At 41.7% G+C, this 11,781-nt stretch carries 7 protein-coding genes and 2 tRNA genes; 8 read left to right on the forward strand and 1 reads right to left on the reverse strand.

Annotated features, from left to right (window positions below; genetic code table 11):
- Nucleotides 1-155: 155 nt before the first annotated feature.
- Nucleotides 156-1,811, reverse strand: a complete 1,656-nt coding sequence (locus tag AK823_RS04010; RefSeq protein ID WP_203226571.1) for an aminotransferase class I/II-fold pyridoxal phosphate-dependent enzyme — start codon at nucleotides 1,809-1,811, stop codon at nucleotides 156-158.
- A gap of 651 nt (nucleotides 1,812-2,462) precedes the next feature.
- Here AK823_RS04010 and msrB point away from each other — a divergent pair.
- The 8 genes from msrB (at nucleotide 2,463) to AK823_RS04050 (ending at nucleotide 11,515) form a co-directional block, all read left to right on the forward strand.
- Nucleotides 2,463-2,888 (forward strand): peptide-methionine (R)-S-oxide reductase MsrB, encoded by a 426-nt coding sequence (gene msrB, locus AK823_RS04015; protein ID WP_068326416.1) that lies wholly within the window; start codon nucleotides 2,463-2,465, stop codon nucleotides 2,886-2,888.
- A gap of 66 nt (nucleotides 2,889-2,954) precedes the next feature.
- Nucleotides 2,955-3,443 carry a glutathione peroxidase gene (locus AK823_RS04020; protein ID WP_068326419.1) on the forward strand — a complete coding sequence of 163 codons (489 nt, stop codon included), beginning with the start codon at nucleotides 2,955-2,957 and terminating at the stop codon, nucleotides 3,441-3,443.
- 376 nt (nucleotides 3,444-3,819) lie between these two features.
- Nucleotides 3,820-3,895, forward strand: a tRNA-Val gene (locus tag AK823_RS04025).
- A 49-nt stretch (nucleotides 3,896-3,944) separates the two neighbouring features.
- Nucleotides 3,945-4,021 (forward strand) — tRNA-Asp (locus AK823_RS04030).
- A gap of 576 nt (nucleotides 4,022-4,597) precedes the next feature.
- The gene (locus AK823_RS04035; RefSeq protein WP_068326423.1) at nucleotides 4,598-4,912 is read left to right on the forward strand and encodes a hypothetical protein; all 315 of its coding nucleotides are present in this window, start codon (nucleotides 4,598-4,600) and stop codon (nucleotides 4,910-4,912) included.
- 94 nt (nucleotides 4,913-5,006) lie between these two features.
- The gene (locus tag AK823_RS04040) at nucleotides 5,007-7,301 is read left to right on the forward strand and encodes a tyrosinase family protein (protein WP_068326427.1); all 2,295 of its coding nucleotides are present in this window, start codon (nucleotides 5,007-5,009) and stop codon (nucleotides 7,299-7,301) included.
- Between the two features lie 893 nt (nucleotides 7,302-8,194).
- A complete protein-coding gene (locus AK823_RS04045) occupies nucleotides 8,195-8,461 on the forward strand; it encodes a hypothetical protein (protein WP_068326430.1) in 267 nt (88 codons plus the stop codon).
- 114 nt (nucleotides 8,462-8,575) lie between these two features.
- Complete coding sequence (locus tag AK823_RS04050) at nucleotides 8,576-11,515, forward strand: tyrosinase family protein (protein ID WP_068326433.1); 2,940 nt, start codon at nucleotides 8,576-8,578, stop codon at nucleotides 11,513-11,515.
- Nucleotides 11,516-11,781: the final 266 nt, after the last annotated feature.

The raw sequence follows: 11,781 nt of genomic DNA on the forward strand, positions 1-11,781 counted from the left end.
TCAGACTTTATGAGTTAGGTAAACACAATAAAAAACGCTTATCCGTATTTTGCAGATAAGCGTTTTTTTGTATTCAAGTTAAAGCTGAGTATTTAGAGCGTGACATCAATTAGCCATTTTAAGCCTCACGATCTAGATGATGACATACCCTAGATTTAAGCAGTACCGAATTGCTGGCGTTTTTTGGCAAAGAAGCGATCTAAGCGATCCATAGCGTCTTCTAAATCATGCAGATTGGGCAAGAACACCACGCGGAAATGATCAGGTGCATCCCAGTTAAAGCCAGTACCTTGCACCATTAATACTTTTTCCTCTAGTAGAAGCTCCATCATAAACTGCATGTCATCCTCTATAGGATAAACGGCAGGATCCATCTTTGGAAAGCAGTAAAATGCGCCTTGAGGCATGGTGCAAGAAATGCCTTTGATAGCATTAAGACGTGAAACAGCCATTTCGCGTTGCTTATGTAAACGTCCTTTTTCTGAAGTTAATTCTTTCATACTTTGATAGCCACCCATCGCGGTCTGAATTGCATACTGTCCTGTGACGTTTGAGCATAGGCGCATGGACGCAAGCATGTCCAAGCCTTCAATAAAATCGCTGGCATGTTGTTTTTTACCAGAAACCATCATCCAGCCAGCGCGAAAGCCTGCAATCCGATGCGATTTAGATAGTCCGTTATACGATAAAATAAGAACCTCATCAGACAAGGTGCTCATTGGCGTATGCACCATGTCGTCATAAAGCACGCGATCATAAATCTCATCTGCCATAATGACCAAGTCATGCTCAATGGCAACTTCAATGATTTGTTTGAGGACTTCATCTGAATAAAGCGCACCCGTAGGGTTATTAGGATTGATGACGACAATGCCTTTGGTCTTGCTAGTAATCTTTGATTTGATATCTTCAATATCAGGATGCCAGTTGTCTTCTTCATTACAGCGATAATGCACTGCTGTACCGCCAGCGAGATTGGTTGCTGCTGTCCATAATGGATAATCTGGCATCGGAATCAAAACCTCATCACCATCATTCATCAACGCCTGCATAGTCATGACGATCAGCTCAGAAACGCCATTACCTAAATAGACATCACGCACATCTACGGCAGATAGCAGGCCTTTTGATTGATAATATTGCAGTACAGCTTTACGTGCCGAAAAAATACCTTGCGAGTCTGAATATCCAGTGGCTTCAGGCAAGTTCATTGCTACATCACGCAGGATTTCATGTGGTGCGCTAAGTCCGAAGGGAGCAGGGTTACCAATGTTTAGTTTTAAAATACGCTGACCTTCTGCTTCCATCTTAGTCGCTGTTTGTAGCAATGGTCCACGGATGTCGTAGCAAACGTTTTGTAATTTAGTAGATTTTTTTAGTGATGTCATAGTATTACTACCTGTAGTTATTTTATTTTTTGAGTCTGCTTGCTGGTCTGTTGATTGTATTGCGCTGTTAGCTTGCTTACTGACAGTTTTTTCTTGTGAATTATAAGATGGATGATGAATGGCTTGAGTATCTGATGGGCTAGCTAGTCTATCGTTGTTAATAGCGTCTTGATTCTTGTCGTCACTCTTTAGGTCGCCACGAAGTAAGTAACCTTCGCTACATCCCAAGATACGTGCGAGAGTTGGCAGTTTAGATGAGACGATACCGTTAGTGCCACGCTCCCAATTGGAGATCGCGCCGCGACTAACTTTTGCACCAGCTTCAGTCATCGCTTGAGCCAATTGCTCAGCAGTAAGACCCTTATCTCGACGCAACTGTACTAAACGTTCGGCTTGTGTCAGCTTGTCCTTAGTATCACTCATAATCGTCCCAGCCTTCTATTTTGTTAGAGCTATTTTAATGACTCTAATTAGGTGTTTTTAATAAATTAAGATTTTAATTGGTATGGAATTATATTTTCACTGTGTCTATTGCAAGATATTATTGCATTATTTACATGGATGCAAGTTTTTTAACAATTGATAATGCAAGTTATTCTTGCATTAAGTTAAGTGAGAATGTAATGGTAGTTTCAATAAGATTATAAATATCATCATAGCTGACATAAGAATTAGTAATCTGCATTAAATAAACTGGAAATGACACAGGTTCTAATCGTCACATAGTGTTGTTATATTCTTTATAATCATGATGTTATTAAAGTCTTAACTAGCTTATTAGTGTTTACCTCACAGCTCGCATTTTTACGTGTAGATTTGGTAAATGTAGAGAAGGATTTATTGTGTAATCATGGTGAATTGCTATATCTTATTTATCTACTATGCTGAGTACTACATACATTCATTAACAAATACGGGCAGCGGGTTTTAGATACTTGCCTTGAATAACTGGCTTATAACCAACAGATAAAGAACGTTAGATTAGTCTCTTAAAGTGTTCGCAATAGTACTTTATTAACAGGCTAGATAATAATTGGCAGACTAGATAATAAATACTCAAATTAAGGATAGACCATGCAAGACAATCAACTTAGCAAAGAAGAGATCAGCCAGTTAACTGAAGCTGACTGGAAAGAACGCTTAAGCGCCGATGAATATCACGTAATGCGCGAGAAGGGTACAGAACGTCCATTTACTGGCGTTTACAATGATACTGAGGATAAAGGTATCTATCGTTGTAAAGGCTGCGGTGCCAATTTGTTTGACTCTGCGAGCAAGTTTGATGCTAGCTGCGGTTGGCCAAGTTTCGATCAAGGGATCGATAACAGTGCTATTGAAGAGCATGTTGATAATTCATTGGGCATGACTCGTACAGAAGTCACATGTAGCAACTGCGGTGCACATTTAGGTCACGTATTCCCAGATGGGCCAAGTGAAACGACAGGCATGCGCTATTGCATCAACTCAGTTGCTATCGATTTGGACGAAGCAGACAAGTAGAATAAGTACTGTTAAGACGACTACATTTTGCACCATTCAAGTAAGTGATTAAAACAAGGATAGCTGATGAGCACTATTTATGATTTTACGGCTGAGCGTGTAGATGGTACGCAGCAAGCGTTTTCTGACTACCAAGGTGAAGTGCTGCTGCTGGTTAATACTGCTAGCAAATGTGGCTTTACGCCTCAATTTGAGGGTTTAGAAGCACTTTACCAGCAGTATAAAGATCAGGGGTTAATGATCATCGGTTTTCCTTGTAATCAATTTGGTAGTCAAGATCCAGGCACTAATGACGAAATTGGTGCGTTCTGTCAAAAGAACTATGGCGTGACCTTTCCTATGATGGCCAAGATAGATGTCAATGGTGACCATGCTCATCCTATCTTTGAATGGCTTAAAGAACAAAAGGGTGGGGTACTCACAGATGGTATCAAATGGAACTTTACTAAGTTTTTAATCGGTCATAATGGACAGGTAATCGATCGCTATGCACCAACGACCAAGCCTGAATCAATGAAAGCTGATATCGAGCGTGCATTAGTAGCCGCTAAATAGTTTGAATAACTAAAATAGCTTTATATTGCTAAAAATATAAAGCTAATTAAAACAATTGCTTGTCGAATTATTAAGTAATAATGCAAAAAATATGGAATAAAAGGTCAAATAGTATTTGACAGGCAGTTGTAAATCTATATAATACACACCCACAGCAAGGGGCTTTAATTAATAAGTTCTGAGTTGTTAGAAATTATCGTTAAGGTATTTCGATATTAACTAGAGCGTGACTACTTTAGTTAATAAAAGCTTTAGAAAATTCTATTTAAAGAATTTTCTCTTGTAGTAAGATATAGGAAACGAGTTTTATAGAATTTTCAGATACGAAAATTCTCTTGCGCTCGGATGAAGCAGTGCTTCATTTATTCCTCGCTCAGGGTGATTAGCTCAGTTGGTAGAGCGTCTGCCTTACACGCAGAATGTCGGCGGTTCGAATCCGTCATCACCCACCACTTATTAGCAAGTGGACCTGTAGAAAGGTTAGATGCTAAAACGACCTAAGCAGCGGTAGTTCAGTTGGTTAGAATACCGGCCTGTCACGCCGGGGGTCGCGGGTTCGAGTCCCGTCCGCTGCGCCATATTTAAAACGAATTTAGACTCTCGAGTTTATCCAAGTTTTGCCCCAAGTATTCATTTACTTGGGGTTTTTTTGTGCTTGATTACTTTGTATAAAATATTGATTTATAAGATTATTTTTTTTATAACTTAATACTTTTCAAAAACTTCTCTCTTGTTATATTCAGTATGTTTTCTCGAAAATTATTTTGTTGTTTTTTATCTTATTAGAGGATTATATTGGCAGATTATGTAATAAAAGATGGTGAAATATTGATATGTATTTATTAACTAAATGTTTTTAGTTATAGCTTATATCGAAAAATTCAGCTTGCGTCGTCTTTGCAAGAAGGTTACTGTTATAGATAATTTATGTATGCCGTTGCTAATTTTCATCTAAATATATCCATATATGCGGATATATTTATCAGATTGTAATAATTGTTCCTCATGCGTCTGACAAAAGTATTTTAGTAAACTGAGCTTATAATAATAATTTTAAATCCAGTGTCGGATTTATTCGGCAGTGAACCAATGATCCATGCTTTTGCAATGTGTAAAAAAACAATTGTACTAAACATCTAAATGGAGAAATTGAAATGATTGAGAATAACAAACCTACCTCAGACAAGAAGTATCCCAAATCCACAGAATATAAAGGACGGAAAATTAAGTTTTCTGATCTGCCAAGCTCTGACCTAAAGGACAAGGCGGCACTTGAAGTCGAGAAACGCATCGATAAAAGCCAAAAGCACTTACGGAAATTAAAGGTTGAAATCGATGACAAAGCATTTGAAGTCGTAGAGTTAAATGAAGGGATATTTGAGTCCGGTTTACTGCCGTATTCTTCGTACTCATCGCCGGTTGAGTTGGCACAAGACGTGATTGACTACATAACAGAATTTAAAAAATAAACTCTCTTAAAAATACAGTTTATCCAAATTCACACTGCCTGGACCTTTGCTTCAAGCATCTAATTCCAAGCATCTTATAAAGGAATTTTCACTCATGACTTGTAGAAAAAATGTGAATGCTCTGACGACAGAGGAAAAGGCAGCTTTCATCACCGCTATTAAACTTATGAAGGCCGAGGAGTACGTGTACGTCGACAACCCAAACGATGAACCACACGTACGTGCCAGATATCCTAATATAACCAACACCTATGACAAGTATGTACTCGACCATCATATCGCTATGTATACAGGGACCCCAGGAGGGTGGGGGAATGGTTTTTTGACTCGCAATGCAGTGTACCGTGGTCCAGCGTTTTTGCCATGGCAACGTGAGTTTATACGCCGTTTCGAGCTGGACTTGGACAGATTGGTGCCCGGGGTGACTTTGCCATATTGGGACTGGGCGTCAGATGCGGCGAACCCTATGAATGCGGTGGTCTGGACGAATGACCTTATGGGCGGTAACGGATCTGGCGCGAGTAGAGTGGTTCGAAGTGGTCCATTTGCTTATGATGATGCAGATCCAGATAACAGTTGGGTTATTATTAATTATCTTGGACTACCCGACGGCGGATTGGTTCGGAATTTTGGCTCGCGCCGTAACACTCCGAACTTGCCCACTCAAGCGGACATTGACGAAATACAGCAGATTTCCACATATGATAGCGGTAATTTTGATACTAGTAGCGTGGGTTATCGCGGCGCGAACGAAGGCCGCATACCTGTCAATGGAAAAACACCTCCGCCTAGTAATACCCATGCTCTCGTACATGAATGGATAGCTGGCTCTATGATGCTTGGCACGTCGCCCAATGACCCGGTGTTTTTTCTGCATCATTGCTTTGTGGATAAATTGTGGGCTGATTGGCAAGCGCTGCATCCAACAGTACCTTATGTACCGGGCAACACAGCAAGCAATAATCTTAACGGTCACCGCTTGAATGACGAGCTTGTTGGTTTGGGTACGCTGATATCTGCAACGTTGGATCACCATGCTATGGGGTACTCATATGATACGGATACGCCGCCTATAGTGACCCCGGTCAACACGACGTTAGTATTTAACGACACCCCTGTAGGTAGCACCGCTGTGCAGGCTGTAACTTTTAACATTAGCACCCCAACTCCTGATAACAGTTTTTGTAGAGATTTGATATTCACTATCACAGCCGGCCCGACAGGCACGGGGTTCGGAACTCCTAACGGCGATAGGGTCGTCGTTAATAGAGACAATACGAATACGGCGCAGGTTTGGTTTTCTTACACGGCTACCAGTGACACTGATCCAGTTACGGGAGAAGCAGAAATTACCAGTGTGCAAACAGGGCAGACGTGGCACATTAGTTTGTCTGCCAACACTATGCCTGTCAATAATACCACTAGAAAAAATTTGAATACTCTGACGACAGCGGAAAAGGCAGCTTTCATTAACGCGATTAAGCTCATGAAAGCCGAGGAGTACGTGTACGTCGACGATATAAACGATCCAATATACGTACGCACCAGATATATTAACATCACCAACACTTATGACAAGTATGTACTTGACCATCATATCGCTATGTACACGGCAACACCTGGGGGCTGGGGCGGGAATTTCATGAATCGAAATGGAGCGCATCGCGGTCCATCATTTTTGCCATGGCACCGTGAGTTCATACGCCAGTTCGAGCTGGACTTGGCTAGATTAGTGCCTGGGGTGACTTTGCCCTATTGGGACTGGGCGGCGGATGCGGCAGATCCTATGAATGCGGCTATCTGGGCCAATGATTTTATGGGTGGCAACGGATCTGGCGCGAATAGAGTAGTTCAAAGTGGCCCGTTTGCTTATGATGCAGCAGACCTAGAGAACAGTTGGATTATCATTAATTATTTTGGACGGAACGACGGCGGGCTGGTTCGGAATTTTGGCAGTAGTACTTTGAATTTACCTACCCAAGCTGACATAAACGAAATACAGCAAATCTCTACTTATGATAGCGGTGATTTTAATCAAGGTAGCGTGGGTTATCGCGGCGCAAACGAAGGACGTCTGCCTGTCAATGGCAAAACACCACCACCTGGCAACACCCATAACCTCGTACATGAGTGGATAGCTGGCTCTATGTTGCCTGGCACATCGCCTAATGACCCGATCTTCTTTATCCATCACTGCTTTGTGGACAAACTGTGGGCTGACTGGCAAGCATTGCACCCAACAGTGCCTTATGTACCGGGCGACACGGCAAGCAATGATCTCAATGGTCACCGCTTAAGCGACGAACTTGTTGGTTTAGGTGTGCTGGTATCCTCAACGCTGGATCACCATGCTATGGGATACTCGTATGATACAGATAGCCTGCCATAGTGACATCGATCAATATAGCGTCAGTGTTTAACGACACGGCTGTAAGTAGTACAACCGTGTAAACTGAAAATTTTAATATCAGTGTACTCAATCATGACGGTGATAGCGTCATGATTGATACATAAAAAGCTAAAGGAATGATATATGTCGTCCCTTTGGCTTTTTATTGCTTAGCTTTTATAGCTTAGTATGAAGAGTTAGATGGTACGTACTTTTCAATCAGTTTATTTTTCATCATAAACCTCTTTTCATCTAGCATAGTGCCAATGAGCAAGTATCTAATTAATCCATCGACATATAATCCATTACATATGAATGTAGCCTGGACTCACTCTAATCATCATATTTCTACTCAAGCAACATTAATCTGCTATTAGACTTTCACTTTATATTTATAAGCAATTCTAAAAATCACATTTAAAAAGAATTATAAGAAATCCTATTAAATAAATCTTAGTTATTTAGTATATTTGTAATAATGAGTATATCAAATAACTAAATTGAGTTTAGATTAATTAACAATACTTCTTAAGATATTAATGCAAATTTTACAACCATCTGGAGGCTGGTATTAGGTTTTTGACTCTCTTTTTCTGCTGCAAATTTTGAAAAACATTAAATCTAATAGGAGTGGATTTTATCGTCAGAATGCTAATCAAAATCTCTGTAGATGGAATCTCATGGGTTTGACAACTCAAATTAGACTGTGTATAGATAAAAGTGATAAACCATTGATGTAATGGATAATTTCCAAGCATTAGTACATTTATTTTATGTGTTTGGTAATCATTTCTACATCTGCTCGTGCTGTTGACTTTCAGTTGTGATGTCCGCTGCAATATAAGGCTAAACCAAACAGTCGTACTAAATATCTGGCTAATGGAGAAATTAAAATGAATGAGAATAACAAACATACCCCAGATGAGAAGTATCCCAAATCCATAGAGTATAAAGGACGGAAAATTACCTTTTCTAAACTGCCAAGCTCTGATAAAAACCAAAAGCTTTTACAGAGATTAAAGGTTGAAATCAACGATGAAGCATTTGAAGTCGTAGAGTTTCGTAATGGAGCATTTGAGTCCGGTTTATTACCATATTCTTCATACTCGTCACCGATTGAGTTGGCGCAAGACGTGATTGATAACATATCAGGTTTCTGACAATAACTCATTTCATATACACAGTTTATTCAAATTCACACTGCCTGGACCTTTGCTCCTAGTAATTAACTTCAAGCATCTAATTCCAAGCATTTAATAAAGGAATTGTCACTCATGACTTGTAGAAAAAACGTGAATTCTCTGACGACAGAGGAAAAGGCCGCTTTCATTACCGCTATTAAGCTCATGAAAGCCGAGGAATATGAATACGTCGAAGATCTAAACGATCCAGCACATGTACGTGACAGATACCCTAACATAACCAACACCTATGACAAGTATGTACTTGACCACTATATCGTCGCGCGAACAGGAACACCGGGGGGGTGGGGGGTAGGTGACGGGGTACGAAATGGAGCGCATCGTGGTCCAGCGTTTTTGCCGTGGCACCGTGCGTTTATACGCCAGTTTGAGCTGGACTTGGACAGATTAGTACCTGGAGTAACATTGCCGTATTGGGACTGGGCGTCAGATGCGGCGGATCCTATGAATGCGGCCGTCTGGGCCAACGACCTTATGGGCGGCAACGGATCTGGTGCGGGTAACTTTGTTCAAAGCGGACCATTTGCCTATAACGCTTCAGACATAAATAACAGTTGGAATATCATTGATATATTCGGAAATAATACCAACTCATCGGGTATGCATTTTGGTTTGGTTCGGAATTTTGGCTCTCGTCCTAACACTCCGGACTTGCCCACTCAAGCTGACATTGATGAAATTCAGCAGATCTCCATTTATGACAGCGGTAATTTCGATTCAACGAGCGCGGAGGGTTATCGCAGCGCGAATGAAGGACGTCTAACTGTCAACGGCAAAACACCTCCGCCCGGAAATACCCATAACCTCGTCCATGAATGGATAACTGGCTCTATGCTGCCTCCCACCTCACCCAATGATCCGGTCTTCTTTCTACATCATTGCTTTGTGGATAAACTGTGGGCTGATTGGCAAGCGCTGCATCCAACAGTGCCTTATGTACCTGGAGACACAGCAAGCGATGATCTCGAGGGTCACCGCTTGAGCGACACGCTCTTTGGCTTGGGTATGCTGGTATCTGAGACGTTGGATCATCATGCTATGGGTTACTCATATGATACGGATACGCCGCCCATAGTGACACCGCTTAACACGACGTTAGTGTTCAACGCCATACCTGTAGGTAGTACAGCGGTGCGGGCTGCAACTTTTAATATAAGTCCTCCTAGTCCTGACAACAGTTTTTGTAGAGAGCTAATCTTTACTATCACGTCTGGCCCAACGGGTACAGGGTTTGGAACGCCTGACGGTGATAGGGTCGTCGTTAATAGAGACAATACTAATGTGGCACAGGTTTGGTTTTCATACACGGCAACCAATGCCGGTAGCTCAGGCCCAGAAACCGCGGAAGTTACCTGTGTGCAAACTGGGCAGACGTGGCTCATTAGTTTATCTGCTACTACTATTCCCAAACCAACGGTTGCCACCGTTTTGGTGTTGGATAAATCTGGTAGTATGGCTTGGGACGCAGGCGATGGTCGGTTGCGTATTGATGTGCTCAAAGACAGCGCGCCTGTATTCGTCGATCTATTAGGCGATGAGGACGGCATTGGTGTGGTGTATTTCGACAATGATGCGACTCTAGGGACTCCGATTGCGGTTGCGGGCGCAGTAGGGACTGGCTCTGGGCGTATAGCTGCGAATGAAGCCATCACGGATCAACCATCACCTGGCGGTTCGACGTCTATTGGTAGTGGGATTGAGTTGGCCAGTAGCGAGTTGGATGATTTGGCATCTGGCAGCTATAATCATACCGCTATAGTGGCGCTAACGGATGGTCGCGAAAACCGATCGCCTTACATTGACGAATTGGATATTGGCATCATTGATGACAGTGTCTTTGCCATTGGTTTAGGAACGGCACTACAAATTGAGCCTGCTGCCTTGATTGCACTAACTGGTAGTGCGGACGGTTACGTTTTGATGACTGGCACGTTGGACTCCAATGATTACTTTACGCTTCAAAAATACTTCTTGCAGATATTGTCAGGGGTTAAAAATACGGAGGTAGTGATGGATCCCGAAGGTTGGATTCAACCTGACCGCGAGATACGTATTCCGTTTAATCTTAACGAAGCAGATATCACAGTGGATGCAATTTTGTTGACGGGAGACGTTCTACCAGATGTTTTTGACTATGTGCTTGAAACTCCGAGTGGCAAAATTATCGACCCAAGCATTGCCAATGCTTCTGTTGAGTTAGCGTTTTCAGCAAATGAACATGTGCAGTTTTATCGCATGACTTTGCCGACCGCTGTCGCAGGGTTGGAAGAACGTGAAGGTCAATGGCATGCCGTCCTCAATCTGAATGAAAAAGTATTCGCTAAATATTTAGCCAGCCTTGAAAATGACCGTGAAAAATTTGATGAGGTCAAAACACATGGGCTACGCTATTCTTTCAACGTGCATTCTAGCTCTGATTTACGCCTCAAAGCGCAGCTTGAACAAGCCAGCCGAGAACCAGGTGGCATGATAACGTTATCAGCACAATTAACCCAATACGAGCGCCCCTTGGACAATAGTGCGTCTGTCCGAGCGGAGTTGGAAAGACCTAACGGCACTAAATCAAACCTAACCTTATCGGAGGTTGAGCCTGGTGTTTTTAATGTCACATTCAATGCTGGTTCAGCCGGTGTCTATAAGGTGCGAGTTTTGGCTAAAGGTCAGTCGATACAAAACAACCCTTTTACAAGGGAGCAACTCTTAAGTGCTTCGGTCTGGATAGGCGGTGATGAGCCGTTCCCAAGCAGTAACACGGATGGACGTGATCAAAAACTTTGCCATCTGCTCATGTGTTTGCTGGAGATGGATAGTATTCGCAGCTTCCTCAAACGACAAAAGATTGATGCCGAAGAGGTGATCGAATGCCTTAAAAAAGTTTGTACAGATGACAATCAATCGGAATTACGGCCCGAGATTGCCAAAAACAAACAATTGGCCGATACCTTACTCGCGTTTGCTAAGAACCCAAACCTCATAGCAAAGTTGCTTAAAGCTGCGAAAAATATGTCGTAGTTTTATAGACATATAAAAAGCCAAAGGGATGAAATAATTTTTCCCTTTGGTTTTTAATTTAACGTATAAATGATCTTCAGAAACTTCTATTCATAGAAAACTCTATAACATTATTTAGATAATTAGCTGATACAACTAATTCGGTCTCAAGTATTCGTTTATTCGGGTTTTTTTGTGTGCCCTTAATTTGTAACATTGAAATGTTAGATTAAAGACACGTTTACATAATAGTTATTAGCTTATAGAACCTGATTTCTGATAGAGTA

It is taken from the genome of Psychrobacter sp. P2G3 (assembly GCF_001593285.1).
Lineage (GTDB): Bacteria > Pseudomonadota > Gammaproteobacteria > Pseudomonadales > Moraxellaceae > Psychrobacter.